This is a genomic window from Mycolicibacterium aubagnense (assembly GCF_010730955.1).
Taxonomy (GTDB): domain Bacteria; phylum Actinomycetota; class Actinomycetes; order Mycobacteriales; family Mycobacteriaceae; genus Mycobacterium; species Mycobacterium aubagnense.
Window position 1 is genome coordinate 4,369,433 of the sequence record NZ_AP022577.1, and the last position, 15,413, is coordinate 4,384,845.

13 protein-coding genes and 1 tRNA gene are annotated in these 15,413 nt (G+C 67.4%); 9 read left to right on the forward strand and 5 right to left on the reverse strand.

What is annotated here, in order from left to right; all coding sequences use genetic code 11:
• Positions 1–25: 25 nt before the first annotated feature.
• Positions 26–97, reverse strand: a tRNA-Gln gene (locus tag G6N59_RS20940).
• Between the two features lie 43 nt (positions 98–140).
• Between G6N59_RS20940 and G6N59_RS20945 the strand changes: the two genes are divergently transcribed.
• Positions 141–776 carry a TetR/AcrR family transcriptional regulator gene (locus G6N59_RS20945; protein ID WP_138228760.1) on the forward strand — a complete coding sequence of 212 codons (636 nt, stop codon included), beginning with the start codon at positions 141–143 and terminating at the stop codon, positions 774–776.
• 82 nt (positions 777–858) lie between these two features.
• On the opposite strand, the gene G6N59_RS20950 is transcribed toward G6N59_RS20945, so the two are convergent.
• Positions 859–2,106: a diaminopimelate decarboxylase family protein gene (locus tag G6N59_RS20950; protein ID WP_138228761.1), complete on the reverse strand. Its 1,248-nt coding sequence runs from the start codon at positions 2,104–2,106 to the stop codon at positions 859–861.
• Between the two features lie 107 nt (positions 2,107–2,213).
• On the opposite strand from G6N59_RS20950, the gene mfd reads away from it, so the two are divergent.
• From mfd to G6N59_RS31200, 3 genes are read left to right on the forward strand one after another with little or no spacing between them, the layout of a single operon-like run.
• Positions 2,214–5,867, forward strand: a complete 3,654-nt coding sequence (gene mfd / locus G6N59_RS20955; protein WP_138228762.1) for a transcription-repair coupling factor — start codon at positions 2,214–2,216, stop codon at positions 5,865–5,867.
• 31 nt (positions 5,868–5,898) lie between these two features.
• On the forward strand, positions 5,899–6,846 hold the full coding sequence (locus G6N59_RS20960) for a nucleoside triphosphate pyrophosphohydrolase (protein WP_138228763.1): 948 nt from the start codon (positions 5,899–5,901) through the stop codon (positions 6,844–6,846).
• Entirely contained in the window at positions 6,809–7,513 is a 705-nt protein-coding gene (locus G6N59_RS31200; RefSeq protein WP_235678690.1) for a hypothetical protein, read from the forward strand. The genes G6N59_RS20960 and G6N59_RS31200 overlap by 38 nt, the downstream gene beginning before the upstream one ends.
• Here the strand turns inward: G6N59_RS31200 and efeB are convergent.
• Genes efeB through efeU form a run of 3 tightly spaced genes read right to left on the reverse strand, consistent with a single transcriptional unit; the run spans position 7,486 to position 10,875 of the window.
• A complete protein-coding gene (gene efeB, locus G6N59_RS20970; protein ID WP_138228765.1) occupies positions 7,486–8,766 on the reverse strand; it encodes an iron uptake transporter deferrochelatase/peroxidase subunit in 1,281 nt (426 codons plus the stop codon). The two genes, G6N59_RS31200 and efeB, sit on opposite strands and share 28 nt — an antisense overlap.
• A gap of 28 nt (positions 8,767–8,794) precedes the next feature.
• Positions 8,795–9,949 carry an iron uptake system protein EfeO gene (efeO, locus tag G6N59_RS20975; protein ID WP_138228794.1) on the reverse strand — a complete coding sequence of 385 codons (1,155 nt, stop codon included), beginning with the start codon at positions 9,947–9,949 and terminating at the stop codon, positions 8,795–8,797.
• A 29-nt stretch (positions 9,950–9,978) separates the two neighbouring features.
• Positions 9,979–10,875, reverse strand: a complete 897-nt coding sequence (efeU, locus tag G6N59_RS20980) for an iron uptake transporter permease EfeU (RefSeq protein ID WP_138228766.1) — start codon at positions 10,873–10,875, stop codon at positions 9,979–9,981.
• 254 nt (positions 10,876–11,129) lie between these two features.
• On the opposite strand from efeU, the gene G6N59_RS20985 reads away from it, so the two are divergent.
• The 5 genes from G6N59_RS20985 to G6N59_RS21005 all read left to right on the forward strand — a co-directional run bounded on the left by G6N59_RS20985 (position 11,130) and on the right by G6N59_RS21005 (position 15,398).
• The gene (locus G6N59_RS20985) at positions 11,130–11,798 is read left to right on the forward strand and encodes a lytic transglycosylase domain-containing protein (protein ID WP_407665901.1); all 669 of its coding nucleotides are present in this window, start codon (positions 11,130–11,132) and stop codon (positions 11,796–11,798) included.
• A 157-nt stretch (positions 11,799–11,955) separates the two neighbouring features.
• Entirely contained in the window at positions 11,956–13,245 is a 1,290-nt protein-coding gene (gene eno, locus G6N59_RS20990; protein WP_138228768.1) for a phosphopyruvate hydratase, read from the forward strand.
• A 23-nt stretch (positions 13,246–13,268) separates the two neighbouring features.
• Entirely contained in the window at positions 13,269–13,964 is a 696-nt protein-coding gene (locus G6N59_RS20995) for a septum formation initiator family protein (RefSeq protein ID WP_138228769.1), read from the forward strand.
• Complete coding sequence (locus G6N59_RS21000) at positions 13,957–14,448, forward strand: DUF501 domain-containing protein (RefSeq protein ID WP_138228770.1); 492 nt, start codon at positions 13,957–13,959, stop codon at positions 14,446–14,448. Before G6N59_RS20995 ends, G6N59_RS21000 begins: the two co-directional genes overlap by 8 nt.
• Positions 14,439–15,398, forward strand: a complete 960-nt coding sequence (locus G6N59_RS21005) for a Ppx/GppA phosphatase family protein (RefSeq protein WP_138228771.1) — start codon at positions 14,439–14,441, stop codon at positions 15,396–15,398. The genes G6N59_RS21000 and G6N59_RS21005 overlap by 10 nt, the downstream gene beginning before the upstream one ends.
• Positions 15,399–15,413 lie beyond the last annotated feature (15 nt).

Here is a 15,413-nt window from a genome sequence, read left to right on the forward strand (position 1 = left end):
GACTGCTCGCGCTGTGCAGTAGTTGCTCCGTCGCCAGGACTCGAACCTGAACTATCTGAACCAAAATCAGAGGTGCTGCCGATTACACCACGACGGATTACTCGCCAGAGACTCTAGTGCAAGCGGATACGCTGGCGGTCATGGCAGCGGCGGAGAGCGGAGCGCGCAGCCCTCGCGCGCGCATGACCGGCAGTGAACGCCGTCAGCAACTGATCGAGATCGCGAAGTCGCTGTTCGCCGAGCGCGGTTACGACGGCACGTCCATCGAGGAGATCGCGCAGCGCGCCAATGTCTCGAAGCCGGTGGTCTACGAGCATTTCGGCGGTAAGGAAGGCCTGTACGCCGTGGTCGTGGACCGCGAGATGTCCGCACTACTCGACGGCATCACGTCGTCGCTGACCAACAACCGGTCGCGGGTGCGGGTCGAGCGGGTGGCGCTGGCGCTGCTGACCTACGTCGAAGAACACACCGACGGGTTCCGCATCCTGATTCGGGACTCCCCGACCAGCATCGCCTCCGGCACGTATTCGACCCTGCTCAACGATGCCGTCAACCAGGTGTCGTCGATCCTGGCCGGCGACTTCTCCCGGCGGGGACTGGACCCCGAGCTGGCACCGTTGTACGCCCAGGCGCTGGTGGGATCGGTGTCGATGTCCGCGCAGTGGTGGCTCGACACCAGGGAGCCGAAAAAGGAAGTCGTTGCCGCGCACTTGGTCAACCTGATGTGGAACGGGCTGACCCATCTCGAGGCAGACCCCGAGTTGCACGAGGGCTGAAGTTCGGGTCGCTCAACGTGAAGTTGATGGCGAGAAGTTGCCGCTGGTTTCTCGCGATCTTCTTCACGTTCGGCGATGGGCTCTACCCGCAGTCGCGGAGCAGCAGGTCCGCGGTGGTCTCCCGGCGGATCAGCGGCCGCACCCGGCGCTCGCACACGGCGATGACCGGTGGCCGGGTCGTCATGGTGAAGTTCGATGCGGTGCTGTGGTGGTAGGCGCCGGTGCATGCGGTGGCGAGCAGATCGCCGGGGTGGACGTCGTCGGGTAGTTCGAGATCGTCCGCGATGGGGGTGCCGTCGCGGCCCATGATGGTGGCGCGCCGGACGGGTCCGATCGGGTGCCGGTTGGCAAGGGCCACAGTGTAATTCGCGATCGGTGCGGAGTGCGGGTGGCTGCCGTCGACGGTGATGACGCTGCTGCCGTCGGTACGCGTCGACACCGACTGAACCCGGTGCAGCGTCACCCCGGCGCGGCCGCTGATCGCCCGGCCGGGTTCGACGACGAGCCGGGGCCGCGGGAAGCGGTTGGCGGCGCAGGCGGCGTCGAGGGCGTCTTCCAGGAAGTCGGCCAAAGCTGACACGTCGAGTTCGGGTTCCCCGGTCCGGTAGGCGATGGCGTGCCCGCCGCCGATGTTCAGCTCGGTGAGCACCACGCCGTGGGCCGTCCGCACATCGGCCATGGTGTCGACCATGCGGCGCACGGCCTCGACGTAGACCTCCGGTTCGGCGATCTGCGTGCCCAGATTGCAGTACAGCCCGACCAACGGCAGTTGCGGGGTGGCCAGCGCCCGGCGGACGAACGGCAGCACGTCGACGCCCGGCAGCATCTGCAGCAGCATCGCCTGCGGCCGGCGCGCGATCCCCGCCAGATAGGCCATTTCGATCGGGGAGTCGAGCACGATGCGACCGACGCCGGCGCCGGCCGCGGTCGCCAGTTCGTCCACCGACTTGCCGCTGCCATGCACCACGATGCGCGCGGGGTCCATGCCACCGGCGAGCGCGGTGGCCAGTTCGGCCGTCGAACACACCGCCATGCCGAGACCGGCGTCGTGTACCCAGCCGGCGACGGTCCTGGTCAGCAGGGACTGGGCGGCGTAGACCACCTCGACGCCCCGCAACGTGGCCCGGTAGTGCTGGGCCCGCTTGCGGAAGTCGGCTTCATCCAGAACGTATGCGGGTGTGCCGAACTCATCGGCGACGTCGGTGAGCGCCACTGACCCGACACAAAGTCGTCCCAAGGCGTCGACCTGGGTGGTCGACGGCCAAATGGTGGTGTCGATGCGCGGACGCATGACGCCGCGCAGGGACGGCAGGATGTCGAGCAGTGTCATGGCTCCACCCTGCGCCGGAATTCACTGGGTGAGCGCCCCGTTGACGATCCCTTGACGGGACGGTGCCCAATATTGACGAAGTCCTGCGAACTACAATCGGAGGCATCATGACCTCCCCGGGGCAGCAATCGATCCAAACCCCGTTGGCGGGGCTCGTCCAACTCGCACTCACCGATCCTGGCCTGCAGGAACTGACGCGGCAGGCCGGCGAGGGTGTCGCCGAGCGGGCTTTGGTCGGCCCGGTCAGCGCCCGGCTACCGGTCGCGGCCGCGCTGGCTGCAGCGGGCCCGGTGCTGGTGGTCACAGCCACCGGCCGCGAGGCCGACGATCTCACCGCCGAACTGCGGGCCGTCTACGGCGACGCTGTCGCCTTGTTCCCGTCGTGGGAGACGCTGCCGCACGAGCGGCTGTCGCCCGGCGTCGACACCGTCGGTGCTCGGTTGACCGTGCTGCGCCGGCTGGCGCTGCCCGATGACGCCCGGCTCGGTCCGCCGCTGCGGGTTGTCGTCACCACGGCCCGGTCGCTGCTGCAGCCACTGGCCGGCGGCGTGACCGACGCCGAACCGGTGACTCTGACCATCGGCGGTGAAGCCGACTTCGATGACACCGTGACGCGACTGGTCGAGCTGGCCTACACGCGCGTCGACATGGTCGGCAAGCGCGGCGAATTCGCCGTTCGCGGCGGCATTCTCGACGTCTTCACGCCGACTGCCGAGCACCCCGTGCGGGTCGAGTTCTGGGGCGACGAGGTCTCCGAGATGCGGATGTTCTCGGTTGCCGACCAGCGGTCCATCCCGGAGATCGCCGTCGAGACGATGATCGCGGTGCCCTGCCGCGAACTGCTGCTGACCGCCGACGTCCGCGCACGCGCCGCCGAGATCGGGGCCGGCCTGCCCAGCAACGACAACCAGGTCACCGGCAGCGTCGCCGACATGATGGCGAAGCTGGCCGAGGGCATCCCGGTCGACGGTATGGAAGCGCTGCTGCCGGTGCTGCGTCCGGGCGAACTGGCGTTGCTCACCGATCGGCTGCCCGCGGGTGCGCCGCTGCTGATCTGCGATCCGGAGAAGGTCCGCACCCGCGCGGCCGACCTGATCAAGACCGGCCGCGAGTTCCTGGAAGCCTCGTGGTCGGTGGCCGCCGTCGGCGGCGACGCACCGATTGACGTTGAGCAGCTTGGTGGTTCGGGCTTCCGGGACTTCGTCGAGATCCGCGAGGCCGCGGCCGCCGGTGGTCACCCGTGGTGGACGCTGAGCCAGCTGGCCAACGAGACGGCGCTCGAGGTGGACATCCGGCCGGCGCCGTCGGCCCGTAGCCAGCAGAGCCTCGAAGAGATCTTCGCGATGTTGCGGGCGCACATCGCTACTGGCGGCCTCGCCGCGGTGGTGACCCCGGGCACCGGTACCGCGCACCGTGTGGTCGAGCAGCTGGGTGAATCCGACGTCGCGGCAACGATGTTGGCGCCCGGTGAGGCGCCGAAGCCCGGCGTCGTCGGCGTGCTCAAGGGGCCGTTGCATGACGGTCTGGTGCTGCCCGGCGTCAACCTGGTGATCATCACCGAGACCGATCTGACGGGCAATCGGGCCGCGGTCACCGAGGGCAAAAGGCTTGCCGCCAAACGGCGTAACGTCGTCGACCCGCTGGCCTTGACGGCCGGCGACCTGGTGGTGCATGACCAGCACGGCATCGGCAAGTTCGTCGAGATGACCGAGCGCGTGGTCGGTGGCGCGCGGCGCGAGTACCTGGTGCTCGAGTACGCGTCGGCCAAGCGCGGTGGCGGGGCCGACCGGCTGTACGTGCCGATGGACTCACTGGACCAGCTGTCCCGCTACGTCGGTGGGCAGGAACCCACGCTGAGCCGCCTCGGTGGCAGCGACTGGACCAACACGAAGACCAAGGCGCGCAAGGCGGTTCGCGAGATCGCCGGCGAGCTGGTGTCGCTGTACGCCAAGCGGCAGTCCGCACCCGGACATGCGTTCGCCCCGGACACCCCGTGGCAGAACGAGATGGAGGACGCGTTCGGCTTCACCGAGACCATGGACCAGCTGACCGCCATCACCGAGGTCAAGGCCGACATGGAGAAGCCGGTTCCCATGGACCGGGTCATCTGCGGTGACGTCGGCTACGGCAAGACCGAGATCGCGGTCCGCGCGGCGTTCAAGGCCGTGCAGGACGGCAAGCAGGTCGCGGTGCTGGTGCCGACGACGCTGCTGGCCGATCAGCACCTGCAGACCTTCGCCGCCCGGATGGCCGGCTTCCCGGTGACGGTCAAGGGGCTGTCCCGATTCACCGATCCGGCCGAATCCCGTTTGGTGATCGAGGGTTTGAAGGACGGATCGGTCGACGTCGTGATCGGTACCCACCGGCTGCTGGCGACCGGCGTCACCTGGAAAGACCTCGGCCTGGTGATCGTCGACGAGGAACAGCGGTTCGGTGTCGAGCACAAGGAACACATCAAGTCGATGCGCACGCACGTCGACGTGCTGACCATGAGCGCCACCCCGATCCCGCGCACGCTGGAGATGAGCCTCGCGGGCATCCGGGAGATGTCGACCATCCTGACGCCGCCCGAGGAACGCTTCCCGGTGCTGACTTACGTTGGGCCGCATGACGATAAGCAGGTCGCTGCCGCCTTGCGTCGCGAGCTGCTGCGCGATGGGCAGGCGTTCTACATCCACAACCGGGTGAAGTCGATCGACAGCGCGGCCGCGCGCGTGCGCCAGTTGGTGCCCGAGGCGCGGGTCGTGGTGGCCCACGGGCAGATGCCCGAGGAGCTGCTGGAGAAGACCGTCGAGGGTTTCTGGAACCGCGACTACGACATCCTGGTGTGCACCACGATCGTCGAGACGGGCCTTGATATTTCGAACGCCAACACTTTGATCGTCGAGCGGGCCGACACCTTCGGCCTGTCGCAGCTGCACCAGCTGCGTGGCCGCGTCGGCCGCAGCCGCGAACGGGGTTACGCGTACTTCCTGTATCCGCCGGAGGTTCCGCTCACCGAGACCGCGCACGACAGGCTGGCCACCATCGCGCAGAACAATGATCTGGGCGCCGGTATGGCGGTTGCCATGAAGGACCTGGAGATCCGCGGCGCCGGCAACGTGCTGGGCGTCGAGCAGTCCGGGCACGTCGCCGGCGTCGGCTTCGACCTGTACGTCCGGTTGGTCGGCGAGGCCGTCGAGGCCTACCGCGCCGCCGTGGACGGCAAAACCATTGCGGCCGTGGAGGAACCGAAGGAAGTGCGGGTCGATCTGCCGATCGATGCCCACCTGCCGCCGGACTACATCGGCAGCGACCGGCTGCGGCTCGAGGCCTACCGCAGGCTGGCCGCCGCGTCCGATCATGCGGCCGTCGCCTCCGTCGTCGAGGAGTTGGTGGACCGCTACGGTCCGCTGCCCGAACCCGCGCAGCGGCTGGTCGCGGTCGCTCGCTTGCGGCTGCTGTGCCGCGAGTACGGCGTCACCGAGGTGACTGCGATCTCCGACTCGACCATCCGGCTGACGCCCCTGACGCTCATGGATTCCGGGCAGCTGCGGCTCAAGCGGATGTACCCGGGCGCCACGTACCGGGCGACGACGTCGACGGTGCAGATCCCCATTCCGCGGGCCGGTGCGGGCGTGGGCGCACCACGGATCCGCGACCTGGAGCTGGCGCGCGCGGTGGCCGGACTGCTGCTGGTGCTCGACGGGAAAGCGGCTGGTGAAGTGGATATAACCGACCTGGGAGGTAGCGCAGTGGGCGAACCGGGACAGTCACGATGACGGTCAGCGAGAAGCCGGAGGCGGATCGCGCATGACGGTGGTCCTGGTCGATCCGCGCCGCCCGTCGCTCATGCCGATCGATGCGCTGGTCCTGCTCACCGGCGACGTGCAGTACACCGAGGAATTGCCGGTGAAGGTGCCGTGGTCCTTGCCGTCGGGCCGGCCGGCCTACGGCGATTCCGACAAACCGGCACCGGTGCTGCTGTCCTCCGATCCGGAACATCCACAGGTGCGCGCCCGGCTGGCCGCAGGCGAGAGGCTGATCGCGGCAGACGGTTCGCAGCCTGGTGAGCGACTCATCGACGCCGTCACGATGATGGACAAGCTGCGCACCAACGGGCCGTGGGAGAGCGAGCAGACGCACGACTCACTGCGCCGGTACCTGCTGGAAGAGACCTACGAGCTGTTCGACGCGGTCCGGGGCGGCAATGCCGACGACGTCCGCGAGGAACTCGGAGATGTGTTGCTGCAGGTGCTGTTTCACGCGCGCATCGCCGAGGATGCGCCGCTGCACCCGTTCGGCATCGACGACGTCGCCGACACGCTGATTCGCAAACTGGGCAACCGGGTGCCGGCAGTGCTTGCCGGACAGGAGATTTCGCTGGAAGACCAGATTGCGCAGTGGGAAGAGCGCAAGGCGCTCGAGAAGGCGGCGCGGACGTCGTGCATGGACGAGGTGCCGACGGCGCTGCCGGCGCTGGCCCTGGCGCAGAAGCTGATCGAACGGACCGGTACGGCCGGGTTGCCCGCCGATCTGCTTCCGGCCGCTCTCACCTCGGTGACCCTCGAGCCCAACGTCGACGCCGAAAGTGCCTTGCGCACAGTGGCTCTGGAGTTCATCGATACCGTGCGCGAGGCCGAGCTCCGCATCGTCGCCGCCCGCCGCGGCGAAGAAGTGGCGGTGGAGTTGGATGCCGCACCGCTGGGTGCGGTGTCAGAGGATGAGTGGCGGGAGCACTGGCCGGTTCAGGACGTCTGAGTCGCGGCCTCGTCGATCAGGTCGGCCACGGCGGCTGCTCGGTGGCGTGTTTTCTCAGTGGCCCGCCGAACCTGACTGCACGGCGATTTCCGGGCTGTTTTTCCGCCACCAGGTCAGGTTCGCGCAGCGTCAGGCCCTGCCGTCGTCGAACGCAACTGCACTGCGCTTTGTGAGCCGCCACCTGATTGCGTTCGAGCGTCTGACGATGTCCGCGAATGTGCAGCCAGGCCGTCCAATCGACCGGATCTGCGAGCTGTACGCACGCTCGCGGCGCAACCTCTCAACCGGAAACTTGGGATCGGTAGCCGGGCGGCTCCGGTGTGATTGCTCCAACGACGCCGACCGACGAGCGTCCGAAGAACCTGAGGAAGGAATCACCATGAAACTGCCCGCCGTCATCGAACAGCACGTCAACCGCTTCGATCGTCAGCAGAGCCTGATCATCGCGATCAGTACCGGCCTGCTGGCCTTCTGGTCGGGCTACCGGGTGGCCTGGTCGCTGTATCTGACCTTCGCCTACGACTTCCTGTTCGGCTCGCTGGTCTTCCAGATCGCGCTGTGGGGCGTGATCGGTGCCGCCGCGGCGGTTGCATCATTCGCGTTTTACAACCGCTACCGCACCGCCGACCAGCCCGGAAATCAGCCGAACAGCGTCGAACCCCAGTAGTCCGACGAACCATCACGCACACCCGGCGGGCAGGCGAAGATGCCGCTGCCGGTGTGCGTGATGTATTCGTTCAGGGCGTCGTTCGTGGATAGCTTGGTCTGCATCGGGATGAACGACTCGGCCGGGTTGCGGACGAACGCGATGAAGAACAGCCCCGCGTCCAGATGGCCGAAACCGTCTGAGCCGTCGGTGAAGTTGTAGCCGCGGCGCAGAATCTGGACGCCGTTGTTGGCCTCGGGGGAGGCCAGCCGCACGTGGGCGTCCGCGTCGATGAACGGCGCACCGTCGGCGCCCTTGCTGTCGAAATCCAGCGGAGTGAACTCGTCGGTGTACCCGTTGGGTGCGCCGCTACCCTTCCGCCGGCCGATGACCCGTTCTTGCTCGGTCAACACCGTGCGGTCCCAGGATTCGATGAGCATCCGGATGCGTCGGCTGATCAGGTAGGAGCCGCCCGTCATCCAGGCCGGTCCGTCGCCGCCCGCGACCCAGATGTGCTTGTCGATGGCCGCCGTGTCCTCGGCCTTGAGATTGTTCGTTCCGTCCTTGAACCCGAACAGGTTTCGCGGGGTGGACTGGTTCCGGGTGGTCGACGACGTGCGGCCGAACCCGAGCTGCGAGTACCGCACCGCGACGGTGCCGAAGCCCACGCGGGCCAGATTGCGGATGGCGTGCACCGCGACCTGCGGGTCATTGGCGCAGGCCTGTACGACGATGTCGCCGCCGCAGCGTGCCGGGTCCAGTTTCTCGTTGCGGAATTTGGGCAGGTCCACCAGATGTGCCGGCCGCTGGGCGTCGATGCCGAAGCGGTCCTTGCCGTCCTTGCGGAAGAAGCCAGGGCCGAAACCGATGGTCAGGGTCAAAGCGGAGGGTGAAAGGCCAAGGGCCTCACCGGTATCCGCCGGCGGCGCGTAGGGATTCAGCCCGATGGCCCCGTTGGCGACGGCCTCATCGCCGCGCGTCATGCGCTCGGCCATCTCGGTCCATTTCTTCAGCATCGCCACCACGTCGGCCTTCTTGTCCGTCGTGACGTCGAAGGTGGCGAAATGCATCCGGTCCTGCGCGGCGGTGACGATGCCCGCCTGATGGCTGCCGCGGAATGGCACCGGCTTACTCAGGCTGTCCTCGACCACGGCCGCCGAGGAGCGGCCGGCCAGCGCACCGGTGGCGGCGGCGCCGACCACAGCGGCCGTCACCCCGGCTGCGCCGAACAGCTTGCGCCGGCTGAGTCCGCCGTGGGCGCCGTGTTCGGTCACGGCCGGTTCAGTGGTCCCCGGCTGAGTGTCACTGCTTTGCGACGACACCCTGCACCTCGCTGACCTCCTTGCTCAACGCGTCAATCGCTTGCGAAAGCTCTTGCCGCTCAGGCTCGGTGACCTTGTCGTAAGACACGAAGCCGTCGCCCTGGCGGTACTTGTCCAGCAGCTTCTGGACCTTGTCGAAAGCCGCGTCGACGTCCTTGCCGAGGTTGGGGTCGCGCTCATCGAGGATCGGGTCCACCGAACCGACCGCGGTGCGCGAGCCGTCGACGTTGGCCTGGAAGTCCCACAGGTCGGTGTGGCTGAAGATGTCTTCCTCACCGCTGATCTTGGTCTTGGCGATCTCGTCGAGCAGACCCTGTGCGCCACCGGCGATCTTGGTGGAGTCGATGGTCCACTTCGGATCCTTCACGCCGGCGTCGAGCTCCTTGACATCGGCGACCAGCTGATCGGCCACGGCGCCGCTGTCGGGCTGCAGACCGGTGACCCACAGCTCCTTCTCCAGGCGGTGGAAGCCGGTCCACTTGTCGCCAGGTTTGACGTCGGCTTCGCGCAGGTCGATGCGGGGGTCCAGGTCGTTCGGGAACGACTCTGCCACCGGCTCGATGCGCTCGTAGTAGGTGCGGGCCTTCGGGTACAGGGCCTTGGCGCCGGCGACGTCACCCTTCTTCACCGCAGCGGCGAAAGCCTCGGTGGCGGGCACCAGGTCGCTGGTCTGGGCGATGACGTACTTCTTGTAGAAGTCCGCGGCGTCCTTGAACTTGCCGGTGTCATCGATCTTGACGGTGTCGCCGCTGACGGTGAAATCACCGCGGATGCCGTCGCCGACCATGCCGGGCTTGCACGCGGTCTTGTAGGTGCCGGCCTCGGGCAGCTGCACGATCAGCTTGCGCTGCAGGCCGGGGGAGATGTTCTCGATCTCGCCCATCACCTTGTCACCGGGGCCGTACACGTAGAACTCGGTGACCTTGGTGCCGTTGTTGGTGATGACGAACGTGCTTGCGCCGGTCTTTGCCGACGTCGCCGACAGCTTGCAGGCGTCGTCGGAGGCGGTCACGGTGATCTCGCCGGAGGCGGACTTGTTCTCGTCCGACTTGGAGGTGCACGCGGAGACCGCGGTCAGGCCGGCGAGCAGCGCTGCGGAGGCGATTACCGTCTTGCTCCTCGCGTGCGCGGTCAGACCGGCCTTGGCGTTCAGGGCGGCGAGATTCACTTAGCGGACCTTTCGAGGGGGGCGGCAGGGGCGGGTTTGGCTGCGACAGGTCGCAGGAACAGCGTCAGGACGATCAACAGGTAAGCCAGCCAGCAGATGAACTGCAGGACAGATGGTGTGGGGCTGACGTTGAACACACCCTGGATTGCTTGGCCGTACCAGGACGACCAGTTGAAGGCGCCGGTGAGGTCGAACGCCTTGGCCTCGAGGATCGGCAGCCAGCCGACGGTCTGCAGCGCGTGTATCGCGTACGACAAGATGCCCGCGGCGACGACGACGAGGAAGGCGCCGGTGTACTTGAAGAACTTGGCCAGGTTGATGCGGACCGCGCCTGCGTACATGCCGTAGGCGAATGCGATGGCGATCAGCAAGCCGATGACCAGCCCGGTCAGTGGCCACGCGGTCTGGGCGTTGGCGTACCCGACCATGAACAGTGCCGTCTCGACGCCTTCGCGGCCTACCGCCAGAAAGGCCAGGGTGGCGACTGCCCAACCGCCCGTTTCGAGGGCGCGTGCCATGTCGCCGCGCAGCTCACCGGAGATGGAGGCGGCGGCTTTCTTCATCCACAGCACCATGGTGGTCACGATGACCACGGCGACGAACGAGGCGACGCCGGCGATGGCCTCGGCCGCGAGTCCGGAGATGGTGTTCTCGCTGAGCTGGATGCTGAGGAACACGCCGATGGTCGTCGCAATGGCGCCGCCGACCCCCAGCCAGACCCACTTCAGGGCGTCGCGGCGGTCCGACTTCACCAGGAAGGCGATCAGGATGGTGACGACGATCGCAGTTTCCAGGCCTTCGCGGAGGCCGATCAGCAAGCTGCCGAACAGCTGTGAGGAGATTCCGGGCCCTGCGGCGACGAGCGTTGACGAGACCTCGAAAGGTGTGGTCATCCGCAGTCCTTAGGTAGGCTAATTCAATAACAGAGGTTTGCCTTGCCAAAGCAAGGTAAGCCCACCTTAACAGTGGACCGTCAGCAGACCTGAAGCTCCACAGCAGGAAGGTCGCGCTGCCGGGAGCACTCAGCTCGGCATGCGACGATGGCGGGACGACGAATCCGTCGAGAATCTCATTGCATGGGGGAGTACCGGTGTTGCGAGCGCGGTGGCTGCGGGCGAGCGCTGTCGTTGCCGCGACGGCGCTGCTGATGGCCTCGAGTTGCTCGTTTCAGCCTGGCTACCTGCGCGGGGTGCCGCCACCGGCGGGGCCGCCCGTGCCCGCGATCAACACTCATGTGAAGGGTCGTGGCGCCGATCAGCTGCACGACTGGGCTCAGCAGCTGGCACCGCCGCTGGGCATTCCGGTCATGGCGCTCGAGGCGTACGGGTACGCCGCTCGCGTCGCCGAGGTCGAGAACCCCAAGTGCCACATCGCGTGGACGACGCTCGCGGGCATCGGCATGGTCGAGAGTCATCACGGCACCTACCGCGGCGCGACCATTGCCCCGAACGGTGACGTCACGCCCCCGATCCGTGGCGTGCCGCTCGATGGAACCATGAACAATCTGCGGATTTCGGACTCCGACCTCGGCAATATGGACAACGACAGCGCCGTCGACCGCGCCATGGGGCCCATGCAGTTCATTCCGGACACCTGGCGGTTGTACGGGGTCGACGCCAACAACACCGGCTTCGCAAGTCCCGACAACATCGACGACGCGGCGCTGTCAGCGGCTGGTTACCTCTGCTACCGCGGCAAGGATTTGTCCAGCCCGCATGGCTGGATGGACGCGCTGCACGCCTACAACATGTCGGACGACTACGCCCGTGCGGTGCGCGACTGGGCGACGGCATATGCCAACGGGCACCAAAGATAGATAGCGGCAGCTGCACCTGACGTCATCGCGAATGTGAACCCACTGTCACGCTCGACGCGAAATCTCGCGCTACGTTCACGCTCGCGCACTCCTGCGCCTGGCACCGTTTAGGCTGATGGGCGTTCGCACGAGTCCGTGACGCCAAAGGGAGACCCAAGTGCCAATCATCGAACAGGTCGGAGCCCGCGAGATTCTCGATTCTCGGGGAAATCCGACGGTCGAGGTCGAGCTTGCTCTGACTGATGGAACGTTCGCCCGCGCGGCCGTGCCGTCGGGTGCGTCGACCGGTGAGCACGAGGCTGTCGAACTGCGTGACGGCGGCTCCCGCTATGGCGGCAAGGGCGTCGAGAAGGCCGTCGAGGCCGTGCTTGACGAGATCGCTCCCGCCGTCATCGGCCAGGCCGCCGACGACCAGCGCATCATCGACCAGGCGCTGCTGGACCTGGACGGCACCCCGGACAAGTCGCGCCTCGGCGCCAACGCCATCCTCGGTGTCTCGCTGGCCGTGGCCAAGGCCGCTGCCGACTCCGCCGGCCTGCCGCTGTTCCGCTACATCGGCGGCCCGAACGCCCACATCCTGCCGGTGCCGATGATGAACATCCTCAACGGTGGCGCCCACGCCGACACCGGCGTCGACGTCCAGGAGTTCATGGTCGCCCCGATCGGTGCCCCGACCTTCAAGGAATCGCTGCGCTGGGGTGCCGAGGTGTACCACTCGCTCAAGTCCGTGCTGAAGAAGCAGGGGCTGGCGACCGGCCTCGGCGACGAGGGCGGTTTCGCGCCTGACGTCGCCGGCACCCACGCCGCGCTCGAACTGATCAGCACCGCCATCGACGCCACCGGCCTGAAGCTGGGCAGCGACGTGGCACTGGCCCTCGACGTCGCGGCTACCGAGTTCTACACGGACGGAACGGGTTACGCCTTCGAGAAGCAGACCCGCACCGCTGAGCAGATGGCCGAGTTCTACGCCTCGCTGCTGGATTCCTTCCCGCTGGTGTCCATCGAGGACCCGCTCTCCGAAGACGACTGGGAGGGCTGGGTGGCGCTGACCACCGCGATCGGTGACCGCGTCCAGCTCGTCGGCGACGACCTGTTCGTCACCAACCCGGAGCGGCTGGAAGAGGGCATCGAGAAGGGCGCCGCCAACGCGCTGCTGGTGAAGGTGAACCAGATCGGCACGCTCACCGAGACTTTGGACGCTGTCGCCCTGGCCCACGCCGCCGGCTACAAGTCGATGATGAGCCACCGCAGTGGCGAGACCGAGGACACCACCATTGCCGACCTGGCCGTGGCGTGCAGCTGTGGCCAGATCAAGACCGGTGCCCCGGCCCGTAGCGAGCGGGTCGCCAAGTACAACCAGCTGCTGCGCATCGAGGAGACCCTGGGTGACGCCGGGCGCTACGCCGGCGACCTGGCGTTCCCGCGTTTCGCGCTGGAAGCCAAGTAGTTTCGCGAGTCTGACCTACCGATATGGCCGATCCCAAGCGGCGTTCCCCCGCCTCTCGCCCCGCCAAACCCGGCGACGCGAAGCGGGGGCGCGCCGGGGTCGGCACGTCGGCGGCCAAGGCGGGTAACCGGCCCAAGGCCGAGCCGCGCCGGGTCCCGGAAAACCTGCCGGCCCCCGCCACGGAGCCGATCCGGCAGGCTTATGCGGAATCGGTTGAGCACCATGCCGAACAGCGGCTGGGGTCGGCGGCGCGGCGGGCGGCGATTCTCGCCGTCGTGGTGTGCGTGCTGACCCTGACCATCGCCGGGCCGGTGCGCACGTTCTTCGCGCAGCGCACCGAGATGCAGCAGTTGGCGGCTGCCGAGTCCCAATTACGTTCGCAGATCAGCGATTTGGAGCAGCAGAAGGTGAAGTTGGCCGACCCGGTGTACATCGCCGCGCAGGCCCGTGAGCGGTTGGGCTTCGTGATGCCAGGCGATATCCCGTATCAGGTGCAACTGCCTCCCGGCGCCGTGACGGCACCCGTTGCGCCCGCACCGTCGCCCACCGCGAAGAGCAACCAGCCCTGGTACACCGCGCTGTGGCACACCATTGCCGATCAGCCGCACGGACTCACGCCGGCTCCGGCCGTCGTCCCGCCCGGCCCGGATGGCGTCACCCCGAACGATGCCGTGCCCCCGACGGACGAGCCCGCACCGCAGGCGCCGCCCGGTGGTTGACGCCGCTGATCTCGAAGCCGTTGCGGCCCAATTGGGGCGCGAACCGCGCGGTGTGCTGGAGATCGCCTACCGCTGCCCCAATGGTGAACCCGGCGTGGTGAAGACCGCGCCGCGGTTGCCCGACGGAACTCCTTTTCCCACGTTGTATTACCTGACTCATCCGGGGCTGACGGCTGCCGCGAGTCGGCTGGAGTCGTCCGGCTTGATGAAGGACATGACCGAACGTCTGCAGGCCTCAGAAGAGTTGGCTGCGGCGTATCTGCGGGCGCACGAGTCGTTCCTGGCCGAGCGGGACGCCATCGAATCGCTGGGGACGACGTTCTCCGGCGGCGGCATGCCGGACCGGGTGAAGTGCCTGCACGTGGTGATGGCGCATGCGTTGGCAAAAGGACCCGGCGTCAACCCCTTTGGTGACGAGGCGCTGGCGTTGTTGGCTGTCGAACCGGCGATGGCCGGGATTCTGGATCCGAAGGTGTGGGTGTGAGTTCGCGAGTCGCTGCTGTTGACTGCGGTACCAATTCCATCCGGCTGCTGATCGCCGATGTGTCCGATGGGCGTCTTCAGGACGTCCACCGCGAGATGCGGATCGTCACTCTCGGTGAAGGTGTCGACGCCACAGGGCAATTCGCGCCCGCCGCGCTGGCTCGCACCGAGGCCGCGCTGGCCGACTACGTCGACGTGATGTTGGTGCACGACGTGACGAAGGTGCGGATGGTCGCGACCTCTGCGGCCCGCGACGCCGGAAACCGCGACGAGTTCTTTGCCATGACGGCGCGCCAACTGGGGCGGGTGATGCCGGGCGCGGTGGCCGAGGTGATCACCGGGACCGAGGAAGCCGCGTTGTCCTTCCGCGGTGCCGTCGGCGAATTAGACCCGGCCACAGGGCCTTTCGTCGTAGTGGACCTGGGTGGCGGTTCGACCGAGGTGGTGCTCGGCGGTTCCGGCGCTGCGATTGCCGAGGTGGTGGCCAGTTTCTCGGCCAACATCGGCTGCGTGCGGCTCACCGAGCGTTGTCTGCAGTCCGATCCGCCCACCGCCGACGAACTGGCGGCGGCGCGTGCCGTGGTTCGCGAGAAGTTGGCTGAGGCCCTCGACGTGGTGCCGATCGAAGGTGCTGCGACCTGGGTCGGCGTGGCCGGCACGTTCACCACGATTGCCGCGCTGGCGCTGGGCCTGCCGGAGTATGACTCTGACGTGATTCACCTGTCCCGCATCGGAATTCCCGAAGTCGTCAAGGTGTGTGACGAGCTGATCGCGATGCCCCGCGCGCAGCGCGCCGAGCTCGGCCCCATGCACCCGGGCCGGGTGCCGGTGATCGGCGGCGGCGCGGTCGTCGTCGAGGAATTGGCCCGCGAATTCGGTCAGCGGGCGGGCATCACGGAATTGGTGGTCAGCGAGCACGACATCCTGGACGGCATCGCTTTAGCTATCTGACGCCGAGCGTGGGGG